This is a genomic window from Streptomyces sp. PTY087I2, from assembly GCF_001687325.1.
In the GTDB taxonomy this organism is placed as follows: Bacteria; Actinomycetota; Actinomycetes; order Streptomycetales; family Streptomycetaceae; genus Streptomyces.
In genome coordinates this window covers 277,142-299,301 of record NZ_LZRD01000007.1, presented here as the reverse complement: position 1 = coordinate 299,301, position 22,160 = coordinate 277,142, and the positions used below count along the sequence as shown (strand labels likewise).

Genomic DNA, 22,160 nt, shown 5'->3' with positions numbered 1-22,160 from the left:
GCCGCCGCGCGTTCGCCCGCACCGGCCACATCGGCCAGCGGGGTGCCCACCGCGCCGACGCCCGCGATCCGGGCCCCGCCCGCGCCGACCTCGCCGCCGCACAGGACGTCGAAGCCCACCGCGCGCAGCGGGCCCGCGACCGGGCCGCCGGCCGCCCCGTAACAGAGATGCTGGCCCGTGGTGAAGAGCGTGTCGGCGGCCAGCTCCAGCGGGACCAGCAGCCCCGCGATCGCCCCGAAGCCGCGCTCCCGGCCGGCCAGCGCATACGCCACGGCGAAGACCGCGGCGGCCAGCAGGGCGACCGCGGTCAGTGGCAGCGGCACTCCGGAGAGCAGCACATGGGACGCCGTGGACAGGGTGACGACGAGCGCGGCGAAGACCGCCGCGCGCGCGACCCTGAGCTGCGTCCCTGAGATGTCCATCGCCGGAAAGTGTGTCATGCGTGGAGGTAAGCGGACCTTAAAAGAGGCTGAGAGTCTCGCCCGGCAGGCAGTTCGACGGCACCCCCTACAGGCCCGGGATCCTCCCGTTGCGGAAGAGATCCACGAAGATCTGGTGGTCCGCGCGCGCCCGCGCCCCGTAGCTGTGGGCGAAGTCGACCAGCAGCGGCGCGAAGCCCTCCTCGTCGGCCGCGATGGCCGCGTCGATCGCCCGCTCCGTGGAGAACGGCACCAGCGAGTGGCCGCTCTCGTCGTCCGCCGCCGCGTGCATCGTGGCCGTCGCCCGGCCCAGGTCCGCGACGACCGCCGCGATCTCGTCCAGCTCGTCGATGTCGGACCAGTCCAGGTCGACCGCGTACGGCGAGACCTCGGCGACCAGCTGGCCCGCCCCGTCCAGCTCGGTCCAGCCCAGCCACGGGTCCGCGTGCGCCTGGAGCGCCCGCTGCGAGATCACCGTGCGGTGCCCCTCGTGCTGGAAGTACTCCCGCACGGCGGCGTCCGTGATGTGCCGGGAGACCGCCGGGGTCTGCGCCTGCTTGAGGTAGATCACCACATCGTTCTCCAGGGCGTCGCTGTTGCCCTCCAGAAGGATGTTGTACGAGGGGAGCCCGGCCGATCCGATGCCGATGCCCCGGCGGCCCACCACGTCCTTGACCCGGTAGGAGTCGGGGCGGGTCAGGCTCGACTCCGGCAGCGTCTCCAGATAGCCGTCGAACGCGGCGAGCACCTTGTAGCGCGTCGCGGCGTCCAGGTCGACCGATCCGCCGCCGTCCGCGAACCGGCGCTCGAAGTCCCGGATCACCGTCATCGAGTCCAGCAGCGAGAACCGCGTGCGCGAACGGGCGGCGCGCAGCGCGCCCAGCAGCGGGCCGTCCGCCGTGTCCAGCGTGAACGGCGGCACCTCGTCGTTCTTCGCGCCCGTCGCCAGCGCGTGGATCCGCTCGCGGTAGGACGCGGCGAAGACCCGGACCAGCTCGGTGATCTGCTCGTCGGCCAGCGCCTTCGCGTAACCGATCAGCGCCACGGAGGCGGCGAACCGCTTCAGGTCCCAGGTGAAGGGGCCCACATACGCCTCGTCGAAGTCGTTGACGTTGAACACGAGGCGGCCGTTGGCGTCCATGTAGGTGCCGAAGTTCTCCGCGTGCAGATCGCCGTGGATCCACACCCGGCCCGTGCGCTCGTCCAGGAACGGGCCGCCGTGCCGCTCCCGCTCCAGGTCGCTGTAGAACAGGCAGGCCGTGCCCCGGTAGAAGGCGAAGGCCGAGCCCGCCATCTTGCGGAACTTGACCCGGAAGGCGGCCGGGTCAGCGGCCAGCAACTCCCCGAAAGCGGTGTCGAAAACGGCGAGAATCTGCTCCCCGCGCCGCGCTGCGCCGGTCTGCGTTTCCGACATTTCTTACTGCCTCCTGCGATAGCTGGCGTATGGCGTCGAACCCTGGAGCGACGTGACCGAGTGCATGACAAAACGGACACGTGTTCCTCCCTCTCCAACGCTCGGCGGAAGCCGGGAGTGCCCGTCGTCCGACTCCGTCACGTCGTAGACTTCCACGCTGTCCCCCCGTCCGTCATCGCCCGACTTCCCGGAGGCCCGACGCCGTGACCAAGCCGCCCTTCACGCACCTGCACGTTCATACCCAGTACTCGCTGCTGGACGGTGCGGCGCGGCTCAAGGACATGTTCGAGGCGGCCAACGAGATGGGCATGACGCACATCGCGATGACCGACCACGGCAACCTCCACGGGGCCTACGACTTCTTCCACTCGGCGAAGAAGGCGGACGTCACACCGATCATCGGCATCGAGGCGTACGTCGCCCCCGAGTCGCGCAAGCACAAGCGCAAGGTGCAGTGGGGGCAGCCGCACCAGAAGCGCGACGACGTGTCCGGTTCCGGTGGTTACACCCACAAGACCATCTGGGCGTCCAACAAGACCGGGCTGCACAACCTCTTCCGGCTCTCCTCCGACGCGTACGCCGAAGGCTGGCTCCAGAAGTGGCCCCGGATGGACAAGGAGACCATCTCCCAGTGGTCCGAGGGGCTCATCGCCTCCACCGGCTGCCCCTCCGGCGAGGTGCAGACCCGGCTGCGGCTCGGCCAGTTCGACGAGGCGGTGCAGGCGGCCTCCGACTACAAGGACATCTTCGGCGAGGGCAAGTACTTCCTGGAGCTGATGGACCACGGCATCGAGATCGAGCGCCGGGTCCGCGACGGGCTGCTGGAGATCGGCAAGAAGCTGAACATCCCGCCGCTCGTCACCAACGACTCCCACTACACGTACGCCCACGAGGCCACCGCCCACGACGCCCTGCTCTGCATCCAGACCGGCAAGAACCTCTCGGACCCCGACCGCTTCCGCTTCGACGGCACCGGCTACTACCTGAAGACGACGGACGAGATGTACGCCGTCGACTCCTCCGACGCCTGGCAGGAGGGGTGCGCCAACACCCTCCTGGTCGCCGAGCAGATCGACACCACCGGCATGTTCGAGGCGAAGAACCTCATGCCGAAGTTCGACATCCCGGACGGCTTCACCGAGGTCACCTGGTTCCAGGAGGAGGTCCGCAACGGGATGAAGCGCCGTTTCCCGAACGGCGTCCCCGAGGACCGGCAGAAGCAGGTCGAGTACGAGATGGACATCATCATCCAGATGGGGTTCCCGGGGTACTTCCTGGTCGTCGCCGACTTCATCATGTGGGCCAAGAACAACGGCATCGCGGTCGGCCCCGGCCGTGGCTCGGCGGCCGGGTCGATCGTGGCGTACGCGATGGGCATCACCGACCTCGACCCGATCGAGCACGGGCTGATCTTCGAGCGGTTCCTCAACCCCGAGCGCGTCTCCATGCCCGATGTCGACATCGACTTCGACGAGCGTCGGCGCGTCGAGGTGATCCGGTACGTCACCGAGAAGTACGGCGCCGACAAGGTCGCCATGATCGGCACGTACGGCAAGATCAAGGCGAAGAACGCCATCAAGGACTCGGCCCGTGTACTGGGCTACCCGTACGCGATGGGCGACCGGCTCACCAAGGCCATGCCCGCCGACGTCCTCGGCAAGGGCATCGACCTCAACGGCATCACCGACCCCAAGCACCCGCGCTACAGCGAGGCGGGCGAGATCCGGGGGATGTACGAGAACGAGCCGGACGTCAAGAAGGTCATCGACACCGCCAAGGGCGTCGAGGGCCTGGTCCGGCAGATGGGCGTCCACGCCGCCGGCGTCATCATGTCCAGCGAGCCGATCGTCGACCACGCCCCCGTCTGGGTCCGGCACACCGACGGCGTCACCATCACGCAGTGGGACTACCCGCAGTGCGAGTCGCTCGGCCTGCTGAAGATGGACTTCCTCGGCCTGCGCAACCTGACGATCATGGACGACGCCATCAAGATGGTGAAGTCCAACAAGGGCATCGACCTGGAGATGCTCTCCCTGCCGCTGGACGACCCCAAGACGTACGAACTGCTCTGCCGCGGTGACACGCTCGGCGTCTTCCAGTTCGACGGCGGGCCCATGCGCTCCCTGCTCCGCCAGATGCAGCCCGACAACTTCGAGGACATCTCCGCCGTCTCGGCCCTCTACCGGCCGGGCCCGATGGGCATGAACTCGCACACGAACTACGCGGAGCGCAAGAACGGCCGCCAGGAGATCACCCCGATCCACCCGGAGCTGGAGGAGCCCCTCAAGGAGGTCCTCGGCCTCACCTACGGCCTGATCGTCTACCAGGAGCAGGTCCAGAAGGCCGCCCAGATCGTCGCCGGGTACTCGCTGGGCGAGGCCGACATCCTGCGCCGCGTGATGGGCAAGAAGAAGCCCGAGGAGCTGGCGAAGAACTTCGTCCTCTTCGAGAAGGGCGCCAAGGAGAAGGGCTTCTCCGACGAGGCGATCAAGGCGCTGTGGGACGTCCTGGTGCCGTTCGCCGGATACGCGTTCAACAAGGCGCACTCCTCGGCGTACGGCCTGGTCACCTACTGGACCGCCTACCTCAAGGCGAACTACCCCGCCGAGTACATGGCCGCCCTGCTGACCTCGGTCAAGGACGACAAGGACAAGTCCGCGGTCTACCTCAACGAGTGCCGCCGCATGGGCATCAAGGTGCTCCCGCCCAACGTCAACGAGTCGCTCTCCAACTTCGCCGCCCAGGGCGACGACGTGATCCTCTTCGGCCTGACCGCCATCCGCAACGTCGGCCAGAACGTCGTCGACTCGATCATCCGGTCCCGCAAGGCGAAGGGGAAGTACAGCACGTTCCCCGACTTCCTGGACAAGGTCGAGGCGGTCGTCTGCAACAAGCGCACCGTCGAATCGCTCATCAAGGCCGGTGCCTTCGACGAGATGGGCCACACCCGCAAGGGCCTCGTCGCCCACCACGAACCGATGATCGACAACGTGGTGCAGGTCAAGCGCAAGGAGGCCGAGGGACAGTTCGACCTCTTCGGCGGCATGGGCGAGGAGGAGAGCGACGAGCCGGGCTTCGGCCTGGACGTGGAGTTCTCCGACGTCGAGTGGGAGAAGGCCTACCTGCTCGCCCAGGAGCGGGAGATGCTCGGCCTGTACGTCTCCGACCACCCGCTCTTCGGGCTGGAACACGTGCTGTCCGACAAGGCCGACGCCTCGATCTCCCAGCTCATGGGCGGCGACTACAGCGACGGCTCGGTCGTCACCGTCGGCGGCATCATCTCCGGCCTCCAGCGCAAGATGACCAAGCAGGGCAACGCCTGGGCCATCGCCACCGTGGAGGACCTGGCGGGCTCCATCGAGTGCATGTTCTTCCCTGCCACCTACCAGCTGGTCTCCACCCAGCTCGTCGAGGACACCGTCGTCTTCGTCAAGGGACGCCTCGACAAGCGCGAGGACGTGCCCCGGCTGGTCGCCATGGAGATGCAGGTCCCCGACATCTCCAACGCCGGGACCAACGCACCCGTCGTCCTCACCATCCCCACCGTGAAGATCACCCCGCCTATGGTCAGCCGGCTCGGCGAGGTGCTCAGCCACCACCGGGGCGACACCGAGGTACGCATCAAGCTCCAGGGCCCCAGCAAGACCACCGTCCTGCGCCTGGACCGGCACCGGGTCAAGGCCGACTCGGCGCTCTTCGGCGACCTGAAGGTGCTGCTCGGCCCGTCCTGCCTGGCCGGCTGAGCCGGGCGGATCATCCGTACAACGACGAGAGGGGCGCCCCGCCTGCGCGGGACGCCCCTCTCGCTGTCTTTTGAACGCCTGTCACTACCGCAAGCGGCCGACGGGTCAGTTGTGGCCGAAGCGTCGCTGATGCTTGCGCGCCACGTCGGACGGGCTGCCCTGGGCCTGCGCCTGCGACTGGTTCTGGGACTCGAACGCCGTCGACTTGGCCTGCTCCGCGCTACGCTCCGACGCGGACGCGCGGTCGTGCTGGCTGCCCTGCTTGCGGTTCTTGTTCTTGGCCATGGTGAATTGCCTCCTGTGGGGAATCCTGGGGGGCCAGGACCGCTGTCAGACTCACATAGCGCCGCAAACGCCGCATGTTGGATCATTACCGTGCGTAGCGGTTTCCACGGTGGCCCCCGTTCCGCGGGCCCCATCCGCCCCTTTCCATGCGCCTTCTCCCGTCCTTTCCGCTTCCTTTTCCTCTTCCTTTCCGGATCCGCCACGCCGATGATCCAGTTCCGGCCGTTAACCCCTGCGTGGTCGGGCAGACTCGAAGGAAACCCTGAGCAAGCGGACCCGGTCATCGAGGGGCGGGCCGCCGAACCGTTCCCGAGTTCTGGAAGAGGGTGGAACGCGTGGACCGTTGCGTCGTCCTGGTGGACGCCGGCTACCTGCTGGGCGCAGCCGCGAGTCTGCTGGCCGGAGAGCCCGCCCGTTCCCGCATCACCGTCGACCACGCCGCCCTCATCCAGGGCCTGCGCGAACGGGCCGAGGCCGACACCCAGCAGCCCCTGCTGCGCATCTACTGGTTCGACGGCGCCCCCGACCGGGTGCCCCAGCCCGAGCACCGCCGGCTCCGCGTGATGCCCCGGGTGACCGTACGGCTGGGCGCTCTGACCCGCAGCGACGGACGGTGGGCCCAGAAGGGCGTCGACGCCGCCATGCACGCCGAGCTCACCGAACTGGCCAGGAACCGGGCCTGTTCCGACGTGGTCCTGGTGACCGGCGACGGCGATCTGCTGCCCGGCCTGATGTCCGCCAAGGAACACGGGGTCGCCGTCCACCTCTGGGCCGTGCAGGCCGCCGACGGCGACTACAACCAGTCCGAGGACCTCGTCGCCGAGGCCGACGAACGGCGCGTCCTCGACCGGGCCTGGATCACCAAGGCCGTACGCGCCAAGGACCTCGGCGGCGCCTGCGCCCCGCAGCCTACGACCCGCCCCGAAATCGCCGCGATCCTCTCCGCGCCGCTGCCCGAGGCCGCCCTCGCCGCCTCCGCCGAACGCGCCTCCGAGGCGGCCCAGGCCGCCGCCGCCCGGCCGAGCGCACCGGATCCGGCCGAGAGCGCGCCCGCCGCCACCGGCACGCCCGCCGCCACCGGCCACAAAGGCGTGCCGACCCCCAAGGACCTGGCCGCGCTGCGCGCCCACGCCGCCCACCCGGACCGCCAGCAGCCGGCCCAGCCCGCGGGCGCCACGCTGCGCTGGTCCTCCGACAAGGGGTGGGTGGAGCGCGGCGGCGCCCTCGGCGAGCCCGCCGAGACCGCGTCCCTGCCGACCCTCGCCCAGGTCACCAGCGCCGAACAGCGCTGGGCCGACCGGGAGGAGGACATCACCACCGTCGGCGGCGACCCCTTCGAAGTGGGCCAGGTCTTCGCCCGCCGCTGGATGGAACGCCTCCCGGACTCCGTCCACCTCCAGAAGCTCTCCACCATGTACCCGCGCATCCCGCACCGCATCGACGGCGAACTCCTGCGGTACGCGGCCCGCTTCGGACTCCTCGCCCACAAGGACGACCAGATCGACGAGCACGACCGCTACGCGATCCGGGCCGGCTTCTGGCGGGAGATCGACGTACGGGCCGCCGCCGAGCACGTACCGGCGGGGGAGCAGGCGCGGGAGTAGGCGGGGAGCGGACGGGGGAGCCGCCGTCCGTCCGGGAGGCGACGCGGAGCGGCCCCGGGCGCGAACCGGGGCATGTGACCCCGTACCCTCATACCTCGTGAGTACGGGCACAGCACAGGCGCAGCGGGACACCGGCACCGTGTGCGCGGTGCGCGATCTGGTCAAGACCTACCCCGCGACCCGGGGCCGCCGGGGCGCGCCCGCGACACCCGAGGTCCGCGCCACGGACGGCATCTGCCTGGACGTCGAGCGCGGCGAGATCTTCGGACTGCTCGGCCCCAACGGCGCCGGCAAGTCCACCCTGGTGCGCCAGCTCACCGGGCTGATGCGGCCCGACTCCGGCAGCGTCGAGGTGCTGGGCCACGACCTCGTACGCCACCCCGAGCGGGCCTCCCGGCTGATCGGCTACCTCGGGCAGGAGTCCACCGCCCTCGACGAACTGACCGTCTCGCTCGCCGCCGAGACCACCGGCCGGCTGCGCGGTCTCTCCGTGCGGGACGCCCGCGCCGAGCGCGACGCCGTCCTGGAGGAGCTGGGCCTCACCGCGATCGCCGGGCGGCCCCTGAAGAAGCTCTCCGGCGGTCAGCGCCGGCTCGCCTGCTTCGCCGCCACCCTGGTCGGCGACCGGCCCGTCCTGGTCCTCGACGAACCGACCACCGGCATGGACCCGGTCGCCCGCCGCGCCGTCTGGGCCGCCGTCGACCGCCGCCGGGCGGAGCGCGGGGCCACGGTCCTGCTGGTCACCCACAACGTGATCGAGGCCGAGACCGTCCTCGACCGGGTCGCCGTCCTCGAACGCGGCCGCGTCATCGCCTGCGACACCCCCGCCGGGCTCAAGGAACGGGTCGCCGGGGAGGTCCGCGTCGAGCTGGTCTGGCGCGAGCGGGCCCCGCTGGACGTCCCCGAGGTGGCGGCGCTGCGGGCGTCCGCCCAGGAGTCCGGACGGCGCTGGGCGCTGCGGCTCGGGCCGGACGAGGCACGGGCCGCGGTCGCCGCGGTCACGGGCGGCGCGGCCTTCGCCGCGCTCGACGATTTCACCCTGGCCACCCCCAGCCTGGAGGATGTCTACCTCGCGCTCGGGGGAGACGCCGGCGACGCGACCGAGGGGCTGGTGAAGGGGTGAGGGGTGTGAGAGGCGTACGTGTCGGGGGGAGCGTGAACGCGTCGGGAGCGGTGGACGTACTCGACAGGGGTGACGGTCCGGACGTGCTGCCGGACGGGTTCGCCATGGTGGATGTGTCTGTGGATGTGTTGAGGGGGAGCGGCCTCAGGTGACGAGCATCATTCCGGCCAGGACCGCGGGGACGCGTGCCCGGCCCGCGCCCGGCCCCTCCGGCTCCGGTCCCGCCTGTACGGTCGAGGCGCCCCTCGCCCCGCGCGCCCGGCTGCTGCCCTCGCTGGCCGCCGTCTACCGCGCCCAGCTCTCCCGGGCGCGCGTCGCCCGGATTCCGCTGCTCTTCGTGGCGACCTTCCAGTCCGTCGGGATCATGATCCTGATGCGGGGCGTCGTGGACGGGGGTGCGGAGGCGCGTGCTGTGGTCGCGGGATCCAGCGTCCTGGTCGTCGCGTTCGTCGCGCTCAACCTGCTCGCCCAGTACTTCGGGCAGCTGCGGGCGAGCGGCGGGCTCGACCACTACGCCACCCTGCCGGTGCCGCCCGCCGCGGTGGTGCTCGGGGCGGCCGCCGCGTACGCCTCGTTCACCGTGCCCGGCACGGTCTTCACCGCGATCACCGGAAGCGTGCTGTTCCAGCTGCCGATGACGCATCTGTGGGTCCTGGTCGCCGTCATCCCGCTCTCCGGTGCCGCCCTGGCCGGGCTCGGCGCAGCCCTCGGGCTGCTCGCCCCGCGCCCGGAGCTGGCGACCCTGCTGGGCCAGCTGGGGATGTCCGCGGCCCTGCTCCTCGGGGTGCTGCCGGCCGAGCGGCTGCCGGAGCCGGTGCAGTGGGCGCGTGACCTGCTGCCCTCGACGTACGGGGTCGAGGCGCTGGCCCGGTCCTTCGACGCCCGCCCGGACTGGGGGATCATCGCGTTCTTCCTCGCGATCTGCGCGGCGGTGGGGGTGCTCTCGCTGGCGGTGGCGACGTGGGCGTATCGGCGGGCGGCCGTACGGTAGGGGGCTGCGGCTTCCGTCGGGTGCGGTCGGCCGCGTGAGGCGGGTGCGGTATCCGGTGAGGCGCCGCACAGGGTGGCCTGGCACGATGGCACGGTGACCGCACCTCTGACGCCGCCTCACCAGCCCGGCCCCCACGATCCCTGGCAGGCCCCGCCCTCGGGCTCCCACCTCGTGCCCTACTCGGGTGCCCCGGACGACCCGGACATGGCCACGGAGCTCCGTCAGGCCGCTGTCGTCGCCGTTCTGGTCGCGGTCTCGGGCATCGCGCTCGGGCTGCTGTGGCTGTGGCTCGCGCCGCGTGTTCCGCTGGTCTCCGACGACACGGCGGTCTTCCTCAAGAACAGCGAGGGCGAGGAGGCGATCGGGGCCGAGGGCACCTTCGTCCTGCTGGCCATCGGCTTCGGCGCGCTCTCGGCGGCCCTCGTCTTCTGGCGGCTGCGCCGCGGGGGCGTTCTCGTGGTCGCCGGTCTGGCGCTGGGCGCGCTGCTCGCCTCGCTGATCGCGTGGCGGGTCGGCGTCTGGCTGGGGCCGTCGTCCGACGTGGTGGGGCGGGCCCGGGAGGCGGGACAGGGCGTGACGTTCGACGCGCCGCTGGAGCTGAACACGGTGTGGGTGGCGGTGTTGGCCTGGCCGTTCGCGGCGATGGGGGTTCATCTGCTGCTGACGGCGGCGTTCGGGCCGCGGGATGTGGAGCCGGACTGGGGGTATTACGGGGGGCCGGTGCAGGGGCCTCTGGCGGGGCCTGGGGCGTCGGGCTCGGCGTCCGCGGGTGGGGGCGGGTCGGCGTAGGGGGCGCCTGCGGCGGGCTTGTTCCCCTACCCGCCCCTTCCCGAAACCGGGGCGCTGCCCCGGACCCCGCTCCTCAATCGCCGGAGGGGCTATAAATAGCCCGTCCGGCGATTGAGGACATCTTCAGGCGCGCGCGATCTCCGCGAACGTCGCCCCCGTCAGCCCCGCCAGATCCGTCGCGGACAGCTCCACCTCCAGGCCCCGCCGCCCCGCCGATACGCAGATCGTGACGTGGGCGCGCGCCGACGCGTCCAGTACCGTGCGCAGGCGCTTGCGCTGGCCCAGTGGGGAGATGCCGCCCCGGACGTAGCCCGTCGTGCGTTCCGCCGCCGCCGGGTCCGCCATCGTGGCGCGTTTGCCGCCCACCGCCGCTGCCAGCGCCTTGAGGTCCAGGGAGCCGGCCACCGGGACCACCGCGACCGTCAGTGTGCCGTCGACGTCCGCGACGAGGGTCTTGAAGACCCGGTCGGGGGAGACGCCCAGGGCCTCGGCCGCCTCCTCGCCGTAGGACGGGGACGCCGGGTCGTGGTCGTACGCGTGGACCGTGAACGCGGTGCCCGCCGCGGTCAGGGCGACCGTGGCGGGGGTGCCGCCCGGCTGGTTCTTCTTCGGCTTCTTCGCCAACGGGGGCCGGTCCTCGTCAGTTGGGGTGGGTGGGGGCCCGCGTCAGGTCCGTCGCGGGCAGCGAGGGCAGATGCCGGATGACCGCCGTCTCCTTGCGCAGCAGCGTCAGCTCCTCGCGCAGCCGGGTCGCGGTGTCCGGGGCCTGGAGCAGGCGCTGTTTGGTGGGGACGTCCAGGACCGTGGCCGCCGCGACCAGGTAGGAGATCACCGACGGATCGTCGGGGAGGTCCGCGCCGGTCGCCAGCGAGCGTTCGCTCGCCCCGGCCAGCCGCTTCTGGTACGAGCGGAACGCGCGCAGCACGCCCTCCGCCAGGGCTCCGGCCTCGTCGGCCTCGTCCCCGGCGGGCGGCTCCTCGGCCAGGTCCTCGACCTCGGCGGTCAGATACGGGCCGTCCGTCTCGACGGAGATCAGCCTGACCCGGGTGGTGCCGGTGGCCAGGACCTCGAAGCTGCCGTCGGCGCGCTCGCGGACCGTCGCCGCGTCGGCGACGCAGCCGACCCGGTGGAAGGTCTGGATCGGGTCGGGGCCGAAGCCGTCCGCCGGGGCGCGCTCGGCGGGTGTGGCCGTCGCGACCGTGTCCGGCATGCCGGTGGCCGTCGGGGCGATCTCGCGGCCGTCGCGGATCGCGACCACGACGAAGCGGCGAGGTTCGTCCTCGTCGCTCTTCAGCAGCTCCCGCATCATGGCGCGATATCGCTCTTCGTACACGTTGAGCGGCAGCACCAGGCCGGGGAACAGCACCGCGTTGAGCGGGAAAAGGGGAAGGCGGGCGGTGGTCACAACGCTCAAGCGTAATGGCCCCTGGGGCGGCCGTGACCGGCCCGGTCGCGCAGCGGGGTCAGGGAGGCCACCTGGAGGCGTGCGCCGTCCCGCGCGTCCAGGAACCGGCCGAGCGCGTCCTCGGACACCGACGACCACGGGAACGACGTCGCGTGCTGCCCGATCAGGTTGAACTGGTGCAGCGCCTCCGCCCAGCGGTCCCGGGCGAGCAGGACGTACGCGAGGAGGTTGCGGACCTCGGCCGGCCAGGGATCGCCGGGCCGGTAGGCGGCGGAGAGCCTGATCCCCAGATCGGCCGCCGCGTCGATCCGCTCCTCCAGTACGGAGGTGGTCCGGCCCGCCGCCTGGGTGTCCAGGAGCAGCGCGAAGGCCGCCCGGGCGGGCAGGGCCTGCACCAGCGAGTCGGGCAGCGCATCCGCCGCGGCCTGCTCGGCGAAGTCGAAGCACTCGCGGTGCGAGCCGTACCAGGCGGCCGAGAGATAGCGCAGCGCCGCCACATGGCAGCCGTAGTGGTGCGCGGAGCGCCGTACGGCCTGTTCCCACAGCGACTCGAAGGCGGTGTGCGTGGCGTGGGTGCCGCGCGCGTGGTCCAGGGCGAGGCGCCACGGCACCGGGTCGCGCGGGTCCGCCTCGGCGGCCGCGGTGATCAGCGGGCCGACCTCGCGGAGCCGTTCCGCGCGGGCGGGCGACTCCCAGGCCCGGCGGACCGACAGCTCCGCCTTGACCAGCAGCGCGTCCGGATCGCGGGGAGCGGCGGCCAGCCAGTCGACCAGCCAGCCGTCCCGGCCGCGGGCGAAGGCGACGAGCCGCCCGAGATAGCGGTCCCGGTTCTCCCAGTCGGCGGCGTCCCGGGTGGTGGCGAGCAGCTTGGCGGCCGGTTCGTAGTCGCCCAGGGCAGCGGCGACCAACGCGGGAGAGAGCCGCTCGTCGGGGGCGTCGAGCAGCACCGCGTCATCCGCGGACCGTCCGGCGGACAGCGGAGGGCTGTGCCGGATCATGCGCGCGGTACTGAGCAGAGCGCGAAGGAAAGCCATGGTGCAGACCATTGAAAAGCGCTGGTGAGGGCCGCGCCAGAGGCGTGCTGTGAAGCTTCTGTGCCGAGTGAAGGGGTTGTATCGGGCCTGGTCAAGAAAGGGCAAAGGAAATGCCCGTCATTGGCTTGATTGCATCCACCCGGGGGCCTCTTCCGTCCCAGTGGTCACGGGGAGCAGGGGCGGCCGGACCGAGGGGCCGGCCGCCCGTGGACGTACGGACGAGGCTTCCGGGCCGGTCCCCGTACGGCATCCCGCCCCGCTTCCCGGTCAGCCCCTGCGCAGCATCCGGGACGCCCCCGCAGCCACCGTGGTGGCCAGAATCCACCCCACGAGCACCAGAGCGGCCGCGGCCCACTGCCAGGCGCCCTCCATCCGCCAGTAGCCGTCCTGCCCGAGGTTGATCACCGGGATCAGCAGATCCAGCGCGTACAGCGCGGGGTTCCACATCGGGGACTCGTCGTCCTTGATCGAGGGCGGGGCGTGCTGCGCGAACGCCGCCGTACCCGCCGCCCACAGCACCGCCATCCACACCGCGGCCCGCCCCGGCCGGTAGCCGTACGCCACCGTCCAGTCCTGGAGGTACCCCCAGGCCTTCGCCGCGGGCGGCAGCGTCTCGCGGCGGCGGCGCTGCTTGGCGAGCAGCACCTCGCGCGCGTCCGCGTCCTCCCCGCAGCTGCGCATCACCGTGGCCAGCCGCTCGTACGGCTCGGGGACGTACTCCGGGGTCGCGGCCTGCACCCACTCCAGCCGCCGGGAGAGCGGGAAGTGGCCGTAGGGGACGAGGTTCTCGTAGACGAAACCGCCCATCGCCAGGCCCCCGGGGCCCGGCCAGCTCGTCGACAGATCGATCAGGGTCACCACCTTCGCGCCGTTCAGCACGACCCGCCCCTCCTCCGGGCGCTCCGCGTTGAACCGCAGCTCCGGCGTGACGATCCGGCGCAGCGACAGCTCCTCCTGCCGGGTCAGCGTGAACCGCGCCTTGTGCAGGTCCACCGCGTCCCCGAACCGCCCGTCGTCCAGCCGCACCCCGCCCCTGCTCTCGAAGATCTGCGAGCGGGTGCCGCGCGCCGGGGTCGGGGCGTAGACCACGCCGTACGGGGGAGTGGTGCCCTGGTTCCCCGTGTCGACGCTCACCCACGCCTCGGTCATGTAGAGCGTGCGCTCCACCGTCAGCTGCGGGGCGTTCAGCGCGCGCCGGTCCTCCGCGGCGCGCAGCCGGCTGCCGCGCAGGCTCAGCGAACCGCCCACCTTCGTGCCGCGCAGGCTCAGCTCGCCCAGGGTCTCGATCATCTCGGCCTGGAGGTCCTGCGCGACCGTCATGCCGTCCCCGACGATGGCCCGCCCGTGCCGGTCCGGGCCGACGCTGAGCTGGTTGATCAGCAGATCCGTGCCGATCTGGGCGTCGGTCAGCCGGATGCCCCGGTCGATCCGGCAGCGCGGCAGATGCAGATCGCCCTCGGTCTGGAGACGCGCCGCCTCCAGCCGGGGCAGCGCGCAGCCCACCAGCCGCAGCGTCGTGAAATGGCACTCGGGGAGCACCACCTCCTGCTCGAAACGGCAGCCGGTCAGCTCCACGTACGGCGAGACCCGGCCGCCCGCCAGATCCAGCTTCCCGGTGATCCGCACCCCCCGGAGCTTCAGCGCCGCCACCCGGCCCGGCCGGGCCGGCGGTCCGTCCAGCAGCAGCCGCGCCACCGTGCGCGCGCCGACGCTCCGCTCGGGCCCCCACGCCTGCGGGGCGAACGGGTCGTTGCGGGTCGTGTCGTAGGTACGTAAGTCGTAGGTGGTCCCGTTGCGGAAGGACTGCCACATGCCCAGCTCCGCTGCGCTGAGGCCGTCCGGGATATCGCTTCCCTGCGGCTCGGTCACGGCCGCTCCCTCCGTGCACACATGCTGTAGCGCTGCCGCCGTGCCCTCGTGGGCACACATGCCGTAGAGCCGTTATGCCCTGGTGTGACGCCGGGAAAGCCAGCGGTCAGCAGTGACAGCCGGACATGGCCGAGACACGTATCAGTCAGTGGTGCGGACGACCGGTATCAGCCAGTGATACGGGCGACCGGACGCTCCGGACGGTCTGAGAGAATTGCCGTGTGATCTCTCGAATCGATCTGCGCGGCGACGCCCTCCCCGAGGGTGGAGCCCTGCGCGACCTGCTGCCCCGTGCCGAGTTCGACGTGGAAGCCGCCCTGGAGACGGTGCGGCCCATCTGCGAGGACGTACGCCATCGTGGCTCCGCGGCAGTGATCGACTGGGGGGAGAAGCTCGACGGTGTCCGGATCGAGTCGGTCCGGGTGCCCGCCGAGGCCCTGGCGAAGGCTCTTCAGGAGCTGGACCCGGCCGTCCGCGCCGCGCTGGAGGAGTCGATCCGCCGCGCCCGCCTCGTCCACCGCGAGCAGCGCCGCACCACGCACACCACCCAGGTCGTCCCCGGCGGCACCGTCACGGAGAAGTGGGTCCCCGTCGAGCGCGTCGGGCTCTACGTCCCCGGCGGCCGCTCGGTCTACCCGTCCTCCGTCGTGATGAACGTCGTCCCGGCCCAGGAGGCGGGCGTCGAGGGCGTCGCCGTCGCCTCCCCGCCGCAGAAGGACTTCGGCGGCCTCCCGCACCCCACGATCCTCGCCGCCTGCGCCCTGCTCGGCGTGGACGAGGTGTACGCGGCCGGGGGCGCCCAGGCCGTCGCGATGTTCGCGTACGGCACCGAGGACTGTGCCCCGGTCAACCTGGTCACCGGCCCCGGCAACATCTACGTCGCCGCCGCCAAGCGCCTCCTCAAGGGCCGTATCGGCATCGACGCCGAGGCCGGGCCCACCGAGATCGCGATCCTCGCCGACGCCACCGCCGACCCGGTGCACGTGGCCGCCGACCTGATCAGCCAGGCCGAGCATGACCCGATGGCCGCCGCCGTCCTGGTCACCGACTCCGAGGAGCTGGCCGCCGCCACCGAGGCGGAGCTGATTCCCCAGGTCGCCGCCACCAAGCACATCGCCGACCGCATCGAGCCCGCGCTCGCCGGCCGTCAGTCCGCGATCGTCCTGGTCTCCTCGATCGAGGACGGCCTCAAGGTCGTCGACGCGTACGGCGCCGAGCACCTGGAGATCCAGACCGCCGACGCGGCCGCCGTCGCCGACCGGGTCCGCAACGCCGGAGCGATCTTCGTCGGCCCCTGGTCGCCCGTCTCGCTCGGCGACTACTGCGCCGGCTCCAACCACGTCCTGCCCACCGGCGGCTGCGCCTGCCACTCCTCGGGCCTGTCCGTGCAGTCCTTCCTGCGCGGCATCCACATCGTCGACTACACCCGCGACGCGCTCGCCGAGGTCACCCACCATGTCGTGACCCTCGCCGAGGCGGAGGACCTCCCCGCCCACGGCGCCGCGTTGAAGGCAAGGTTCGGCTGGAAGGTCCCGCAGCAGTGACGAACGGCAGCACCACCCCCCGTAACCCCTGGGACGAGCTCCCCATCCGCGACGAACTGCGCGGCCAGTCCCCGTACGGAGCGCCCCAGCTCGACGTCCCCGTACGCCTCAACACCAACGAGAACCCGTATCCGCTGCCCGAGGCCCTGGTCGAGCGGATCGCCGAGCGGGTCCGCGAGGCCGCCCGCGGCCTCAACCGCTACCCCGACCGGGACGCCGTCGAACTCCGTACCGAGCTGGCCCGCTATCTCACCCGGACCGCCGGGCACGAGGTGACCGCCGCCCACGTCTGGGCCGCCAACGGCTCCAACGAGGTCCTTCAGCAGCTGCTCCAGACCTTCGGCGGGCCCGGCCGCACCGCGATCGGCTTCGAACCCTCGTACTCGATGCACGCCCTGATCTCCCGGGGCACCGGCACCGGCTGGATCTCCGGGCCGCGCAACGACGACTTCACCATCGACGTGGACGCCGCCCGCGCCGCCATCGCGGAGCACCGCCCCGAGGTCGTCTTCATCACCTCGCCCAACAACCCCACGGGCACCGCCGTCGAGGCCGAGACCGTCCTCGCCCTGTACGACGCCGCCCAGGCCGCCGGGCCATCGATCGTCGTCGTCGACGAGGCGTACGGCGAGTTCAGCCACCGGCCCTCGCTGCTCCCGCTGATCGAGGGCCGCCGCAACCTGATCGTCTCGCGGACCATGTCCAAGGCGTTCGGCGCGGCCGGGCTGCGCCTCGGCTACCTCGCCGCCGACCCGGCCGTGGTCGACGCGGTCCAGCTGGTGCGGCTCCCGTACCACCTCTCCTCCATCACCCAGGCCACCGCGCTCGCCGCCCTGGAGCACACCGATACGCTGCTGGGGTACGTCGCGCAGCTCAAGAGCGAGCGCGACCGGCTGGTGGCCGAGCTGCGCGCCGCCGGCTACGAGGTCACCGACTCGGACGCCAACTTCGTCCAGTTCGGCCGCTTCGACGACAGCCACGCCGTCTGGCAGAGCATCCTCGACAAGGGCGTCCTGGTCCGGGACAACGGCGTACCGGGCTGGCTGCGGGTCACCGCGGGCACCCCGGCAGAGAACGACGCGTTCCTCGATGCGGTACGCGAACTCAAGAAGGAGCACGACGCATGAGCCCCCGCGTAGGCCGCGTGGAACGCACCACCAAGGAAACGTCCGTGCTCGTCGAGATCAACCTCGACGGCACCGGAAAGGTCGATGTCGCCACCGGGGTCGGCTTCTACGACCACATGCTCGACCAGCTCGGCCGCCACGGCCTCTTCGACCTCACGGTCAAGACCGAGGGCGACCTGCACATCGACACCCACCACACCATCGAGGACACCGCGCTCGCGCTCGGCGCCGCCTTCAAGCAGGCCCTCGGCGACAAGGTCGGCATCTACCGCTTCGGCAACTGCACCGTCCCGCTGGACGAGTCGCTCGCCCAGGTCACCGTCGACCTCTCCGGCCGCCCCTACCTGGTGCACACCGAGCCGGAGAACATGGCCCCCATGATCGGGACCTACGACACGACGATGACCCGCCACATCTTCGAGTCCTTCGTCGCCCAGGCGCAGATCGCCCTGCACATCCACGTCCCGTACGGGCGCAACGCCCACCACATCGTGGAGTGCCAGTTCAAGGCGCTCGCCCGCGCCCTGCGCTACGCCTCCGAGCACGACCCGCGCGCCGCCGGAATCCTGCCCTCCACGAAGGGCGCCCTGTGACCGGCCTCAGCACCATCCTGATCGTCGTCGGCCTCTTCCTGGCCGGAGGCGTCTACTCCTTCGCCAAGCAGGGGATGCCCAAGGGCGTCATCGTGCTGCTGTCGATCGGCTCCGTGATGTGCCTGGTGGCAGGCATCCTGCGGATCCAGGGACTGTGGGACTGAGAGCGGGTACGTCATGAGTGAGAACCAGAAGAAGGTCGTCGTCTTCGACTACGGCTTCGGCAACGTCCGGTCCGCGGAGCGGGCCCTCGCCCGCGTCGGCGCGGACGTCGAGATCACCCGCGACTACGACCGCGCGATGAACGCCGACGGGCTGCTCGTCCCCGGCGTCGGCGCGTTCTCCGCCTGCATGGAGGGGCTGAAGCGGGCCCGCGGCGACTGGATCGTCGGCCGCCGGCTGGCCGGCGGCCGCCCCGTCATGGGCATCTGCGTCGGCATGCAGATCCTCTTCGAGCGCGGCATCGAGCACGGCGTGGAGACAGAGGGCCTGGACGAGTGGCCCGGCACGGTCGGCCCCCTGAAGGCCGACGTCGTCCCGCACATGGGCTGGAACACCGTCGACGCCCCCGAGGACTCCCGGCTCTTCGCCGGTCTGGACCCCGAGGCCCGCTACTACTTCGTGCACTCCTACGCGGCGCACGAGTGGACCCTCGAAGTCACCAACGCCAAGATCCGTGCCCCCAAGGTCACGTGGTCCACGCACGGCGAACGGTTCGTGGCCGCCGTGGAGAACGGCGCGCTGTGGGCCACCCAGTTCCACCCCGAGAAGTCCGGCGATGCCGGCGCCCAGCTGCTGACCAACTGGATCGAGACGCTGTAATGCCGAAGCTTGAACTGCTCCCCGCCGTCGACGTCCGTGACGGGCAGGCCGTGCGCCTCGTCCACGGCGAGTCCGGCTCCGAGACCTCCTACGGCTCCCCGCTGGAGGCCGCCCTCGCCTGGCAGTCCGCCGGCGCCGAGTGGCTGCACCTCGTCGACCTGGACGCCGCCTTCGGCACGGGCGACAACCGCGCCCTGATCGCCGAGGTCGCCGGGGCCATGGACATCAAGGTCGAGCTGTCCGGCGGCATCCGCGACGACGCCTCGCTGGAGGCCGCGCTCGCCACCGGCTGCCGCCGCGTCAACCTCGGCACCGCCGCCCTGGAGACCCCCGAGTGGGTCGCCAAGGTCATCGCCGAGCACGGCGACAAGATCGCCGTCGGCCTCGACGTCCGCGGCACCACCCTGCGCGGCCGCGGCTGGACCCGCGACGGCGGCGACCTCTACGAGACGCTGGCCCGCCTCGACGCCGAGGGCTGCGCGCGGTACGTCGTCACCGACATCGCCAAGGACGGCACCCTGGAAGGCCCCAACCTGGGCCTCCTGCGCGATGTCTGCGCCGTCACCGACCGCCCGGTCGTCGCCTCCGGCGGAGTCTCGTCGCTGGACGACCTCCGTGCGATCTCCCTCCTCGTCCCCGAAGGCGTCGAGGGCGCGATCGTCGGCAAGGCGCTGTACGCGAAGGCGTTCACGCTGGAAGAGGCGCTCAAGGCGGTCGCCGTATGACGGACGCCGCTTCCGCTGTGCGCCGGATCTCGACCGGCGCCCCCTGGGAGGAGAGGTTCGGCTACTCGCGCGCGGTGGAGCTTCCCAACGGGCTCGTCCTGGTGGCCGGCTGCACCTCGGTCGTCAACGGCCAGATCTCCGCGGGCTCCCCGTACGAGCAGACCGTCACGGCCTTCGACGTCGCGTTCTCGGCGCTGGAGCAGGTGGGCCTGGGCCGCGAGGACGTCGTCCGTACCCGGATGTACATCACGCACGCCCGGGACGTGGACGAGGTCGGCCGCGCGCACAAGGAGCTGTTCGACGCCGTACGCCCCGCCGCCTCGATGATCATTGTGTCCGGTTTCGTGGACCCGAGCCTGGTCGTCGAGGTCGAGGTCGAGGCCTACCGAGGAGGCGCGAAGTGACGCTCGCCGTACGGGTCATCCCCTGCCTGGACGTCGACAACGGCCGGGTCGTCAAGGGCGTCAACTTCCAGAATCTGCGCGACGCGGGCGACCCCGTCGAGATGGCCAAGCTGTACGACGCCGAGGGCGCCGACGAGCTGACCTTCCTCGACATCACCGCCTCCAGCGGCGACCGCGAGACGACGTACGACGTGGTCCGCCGCACCGCCGAGCAGGTCTTCATCCCGCTCACCGTCGGCGGCGGCGTCCGCACGCCTGAGGACGTCGACAAGCTGCTGCGCGCCGGGGCGGACAAGGTCGGCGTCAACACCGCCGCCATCGCCCGCCCCGACCTCATCCGCGAGATCGCCGAACGCTTCGGCCGCCAGGTCCTGGTGCTCTCGGTCGACGCCCGCCGCACCCCGGAGGGCACCTTCGAGGTCACCACCCACGGCGGCCGCAAGGGCACCGGCATCGACGCCGTCGAATGGGCCCACCGGGCCGCCGAGCTGGGCGCGGGCGAGATCCTGCTCAACTCGATGGACGCTGACGGCACCAAGGACGGCTACGACACCGAGATGATCGAGGCGGTACGCAAGCACGTCACCGTCCCCGTCATCGCCTCCGGCGGCGCGGGCCGACTCGCCGACTTCGCCCCGGCGATCGAGGCGGGCGCCGACGCGGTGCTCGCCGCGTCCGTCTTCCACTTCGGCGACCTGCGGATCTCCGAGGTCAAGGGCGCGCTGCGGGACGCGGGTCACCCGGTCCGCTGACCGTTCGGCCCGGTGCCCTCGGGGGCGCCGGGCCGAACGCTCCCCGGGGGTTGCGAGACCGTGATGACGAGTTCCGCGCAGACCTCTAGGTACCGACTGGGCGGTATGTCATTCTGCGGGCGTCAGGATCGTCTCGCCGCGCTCGCGCCCCGCCCGGGCCGGTGCGCCGCGCCCGCCGCTCGCGCGGCCGGCCGATTCCCGGTGGAGGCCGCCATGCCACAGGTCGTACGTTCGCGGATCGGGGCGCTGCACGGCCCCTCTCCGGTACCGCCGTTGCCGCACCGCTTCCGGTCCCTGGCCGACCGCGAGGCCGTCGAGGTGCTGCACCGGGCCGCCCGGGTCCTGGTCGCGTCGCTGCCCGCCCTCACCGACCGCCTCGTCGAGGCCCTGTACGCCCAGGAGCCCGCCTACCGGACGGCGATCGACTCCGACCGGGCCGAGGTCTGGCAGGAGGTCCACCACTCGCTGCGGCACAACGTCGGCTCCCTGATCCAGCCCCGCGAGTTCCGCGAGTCCGCCCACCGCACCTCCCGCTGGATCGGCGAGATCCGCGCCGAGCAGGGCGTACCGCTCGACGCGGTCCTGCACGCCTTCCGGATGGGCGGCGCGATGGTCTGGCAGGACCTCGTGGACGAGACCGCCCGCCGCGACCCCGACGACATCCGGCTGCTCGTCCATGTCGCCGCCGATGTGTGGAACTTCGTCGACGAGCACTGCGCGGTCGTCGCGGACGCCTACCGGCAGGCCGAACGACGCCTGTCCTGGCGCCGCGAGAACCGCCAGCGCCTGATGGTCGCCGCCCTGCTCGACGGGACCGCCCGCATCGCGGACCTGGCGGAGGCGGCGGAGATGCTGGGGCTGCCGGAACAGGGGCGGTATGCGGTGCTGGCGGTGGCCGGTGGCCCGCGCGGGCCCGGGTCCGCCGCCCGCCCCGCGCTGACGCTGCCTGCCGCCCCGGAGGTGGTGGTGCTCTGGCATCCGGGCCAGGACGCCGAGTTCGCGATCCTGCCGCTGGCGGGCTCGCCCGGCGAGCTGAGCGAGCTGGCCGCCGCGCTGGACGTACCGGCCGGGGTCCGGGCCGGGATCGGCTCTGCCGTGGACGGCCTGGCCGCCCTCGGCGACGCCCGGCGGCTGGCGGAGACCGCGCTGCGCGCCTGCCCGGCCTCCGGGGGGACCGTCCTGCTCGACGAGCACCTCCCGGACGCCCTGGTCGTGTCGTCCCCGTCGCTCGCCGGAGCCCTCGCCGACCGGGTGCTGGGCCCGCTGGACCGGCTGGACCCCGCCGACCGGGACGTCATCGTGGAGACCCTCACCGCCTGGCTGGACGCGGACGGCTCGGCGCAGCGGGCGGCCGCGCGGCTGTACTGCCACCGCAACACCGTCCTCAACCGCCTCCGCCGCTTCGAACAGCTCACCGGCCGCTGTCTGACCCGGCCCCGGGACGCGGTGGAGGTCTCGCTCGCGCTGGCGGGGCGGCGGCTGCTCGGCAGCACCTGAAAACTCCACAACAAATATTG

General features: G+C 71.8%; 20 protein-coding genes and 1 pseudogene. 14 read left to right on the top strand and 7 right to left on the bottom strand.

The genetic code is table 11. The features are described 5' to 3' along the window. Positions 1-422 (bottom strand): annotated as a pseudogene (locus tag A3Q37_RS10075) (hypothetical protein); the annotation flags it as partial. Positions 423-507: 85 nt separating this feature from the next. Further along, the gene (locus A3Q37_RS10070; RefSeq protein ID WP_065481053.1) at positions 508-1,833 is read right to left on the bottom strand and encodes a DUF2252 domain-containing protein; all 1,326 of its coding nucleotides are present in this window, start codon (positions 1,831-1,833) and stop codon (positions 508-510) included. A 203-nt stretch (positions 1,834-2,036) separates the two neighbouring features. Between A3Q37_RS10070 and dnaE the strand changes: the two genes are divergently transcribed. Next, positions 2,037-5,576: a DNA polymerase III subunit alpha gene (dnaE, locus tag A3Q37_RS10065; protein ID WP_065481051.1), complete on the top strand. Its 3,540-nt coding sequence runs from the start codon at positions 2,037-2,039 to the stop codon at positions 5,574-5,576. A 105-nt stretch (positions 5,577-5,681) separates the two neighbouring features. On the opposite strand, the gene A3Q37_RS10060 is transcribed toward dnaE, so the two are convergent. Further along, complete coding sequence (locus A3Q37_RS10060) at positions 5,682-5,861, bottom strand: hypothetical protein (protein WP_030086715.1); 180 nt, start codon at positions 5,859-5,861, stop codon at positions 5,682-5,684. A 326-nt stretch (positions 5,862-6,187) separates the two neighbouring features. On the opposite strand from A3Q37_RS10060, the gene A3Q37_RS10055 reads away from it, so the two are divergent. The 4 genes from A3Q37_RS10055 (at position 6,188) to A3Q37_RS10040 (ending at position 10,368) form a co-directional block, all read left to right on the top strand. After that, a complete protein-coding gene (locus A3Q37_RS10055) occupies positions 6,188-7,465 on the top strand; it encodes an NYN domain-containing protein (protein WP_176711387.1) in 1,278 nt (425 codons plus the stop codon). 139 nt (positions 7,466-7,604) lie between these two features. Further along, on the top strand, positions 7,605-8,588 hold the full coding sequence (locus A3Q37_RS10050; protein ID WP_065481048.1) for an ABC transporter ATP-binding protein: 984 nt from the start codon (positions 7,605-7,607) through the stop codon (positions 8,586-8,588). Positions 8,589-8,736: 148 nt separating this feature from the next. Next, positions 8,737-9,579 carry an ABC transporter permease gene (locus A3Q37_RS10045; protein WP_065481046.1) on the top strand — a complete coding sequence of 281 codons (843 nt, stop codon included), beginning with the start codon at positions 8,737-8,739 and terminating at the stop codon, positions 9,577-9,579. 72 nt (positions 9,580-9,651) lie between these two features. Continuing rightward, on the top strand, positions 9,652-10,368 hold the full coding sequence (locus tag A3Q37_RS10040) for an ABC transporter permease (RefSeq protein ID WP_065481044.1): 717 nt from the start codon (positions 9,652-9,654) through the stop codon (positions 10,366-10,368). Positions 10,369-10,491: 123 nt separating this feature from the next. On the opposite strand, the gene ybaK is transcribed toward A3Q37_RS10040, so the two are convergent. From ybaK to A3Q37_RS10020, 4 genes are all read right to left on the bottom strand, one after another. Next, positions 10,492-10,992, bottom strand: coding sequence for a Cys-tRNA(Pro) deacylase (gene ybaK, locus A3Q37_RS10035; protein ID WP_065481042.1), 501 nt, complete (start codon positions 10,990-10,992; stop codon positions 10,492-10,494). Between the two features lie 16 nt (positions 10,993-11,008). Then, a complete protein-coding gene (locus A3Q37_RS10030; protein WP_065481040.1) occupies positions 11,009-11,773 on the bottom strand; it encodes an LON peptidase substrate-binding domain-containing protein in 765 nt (254 codons plus the stop codon). A gap of 5 nt (positions 11,774-11,778) precedes the next feature. After that, positions 11,779-12,819: a hypothetical protein gene (locus tag A3Q37_RS10025; RefSeq protein ID WP_065481038.1), complete on the bottom strand. Its 1,041-nt coding sequence runs from the start codon at positions 12,817-12,819 to the stop codon at positions 11,779-11,781. Positions 12,820-13,074: 255 nt separating this feature from the next. Further along, positions 13,075-14,676: an oxidoreductase gene (locus A3Q37_RS10020; RefSeq protein WP_065481036.1), complete on the bottom strand. Its 1,602-nt coding sequence runs from the start codon at positions 14,674-14,676 to the stop codon at positions 13,075-13,077. A 221-nt stretch (positions 14,677-14,897) separates the two neighbouring features. Here A3Q37_RS10020 and hisD point away from each other — a divergent pair, with 221 nt between their 5' ends. From hisD to A3Q37_RS09980, 9 genes are all read left to right on the top strand, one after another. After that, a complete protein-coding gene (gene hisD, locus A3Q37_RS10015) occupies positions 14,898-16,220 on the top strand; it encodes a histidinol dehydrogenase (protein ID WP_065481034.1) in 1,323 nt (440 codons plus the stop codon). Further along, positions 16,217-17,347, top strand: coding sequence for a histidinol-phosphate transaminase (locus tag A3Q37_RS10010; protein ID WP_065481032.1), 1,131 nt, complete (start codon positions 16,217-16,219; stop codon positions 17,345-17,347). The genes hisD and A3Q37_RS10010 overlap by 4 nt, the downstream gene beginning before the upstream one ends. Next, a complete protein-coding gene (gene hisB / locus A3Q37_RS10005; RefSeq protein WP_003969740.1) occupies positions 17,344-17,940 on the top strand; it encodes an imidazoleglycerol-phosphate dehydratase HisB in 597 nt (198 codons plus the stop codon). Before A3Q37_RS10010 ends, hisB begins: the two co-directional genes overlap by 4 nt. Continuing rightward, complete coding sequence (locus tag A3Q37_RS37185) at positions 17,937-18,104, top strand: hypothetical protein (RefSeq protein WP_047176148.1); 168 nt, start codon at positions 17,937-17,939, stop codon at positions 18,102-18,104. The genes hisB and A3Q37_RS37185 overlap by 4 nt, the downstream gene beginning before the upstream one ends. 13 nt (positions 18,105-18,117) lie before the next feature. Continuing rightward, positions 18,118-18,762, top strand: coding sequence for an imidazole glycerol phosphate synthase subunit HisH (hisH, locus tag A3Q37_RS10000; protein WP_065481029.1), 645 nt, complete (start codon positions 18,118-18,120; stop codon positions 18,760-18,762). After that, complete coding sequence (gene priA, locus A3Q37_RS09995) at positions 18,762-19,487, top strand: bifunctional 1-(5-phosphoribosyl)-5-((5-phosphoribosylamino)methylideneamino)imidazole-4-carboxamide isomerase/phosphoribosylanthranilate isomerase PriA (RefSeq protein ID WP_006123809.1); 726 nt, start codon at positions 18,762-18,764, stop codon at positions 19,485-19,487. Before hisH ends, priA begins: the two co-directional genes overlap by 1 nt. After that, on the top strand, positions 19,484-19,891 hold the full coding sequence (locus A3Q37_RS09990) for a RidA family protein (protein ID WP_065481027.1): 408 nt from the start codon (positions 19,484-19,486) through the stop codon (positions 19,889-19,891). Before priA ends, A3Q37_RS09990 begins: the two co-directional genes overlap by 4 nt. Further along, entirely contained in the window at positions 19,888-20,643 is a 756-nt protein-coding gene (gene hisF, locus A3Q37_RS09985) for an imidazole glycerol phosphate synthase subunit HisF (RefSeq protein ID WP_006123807.1), read from the top strand. The genes A3Q37_RS09990 and hisF overlap by 4 nt, the downstream gene beginning before the upstream one ends. 213 nt (positions 20,644-20,856) lie before the next feature. Next, positions 20,857-22,140 carry a CdaR family transcriptional regulator gene (locus A3Q37_RS09980; protein WP_065481023.1) on the top strand — a complete coding sequence of 428 codons (1,284 nt, stop codon included), beginning with the start codon at positions 20,857-20,859 and terminating at the stop codon, positions 22,138-22,140. The last annotated feature ends 20 nt before the right edge of the window (positions 22,141-22,160 follow it).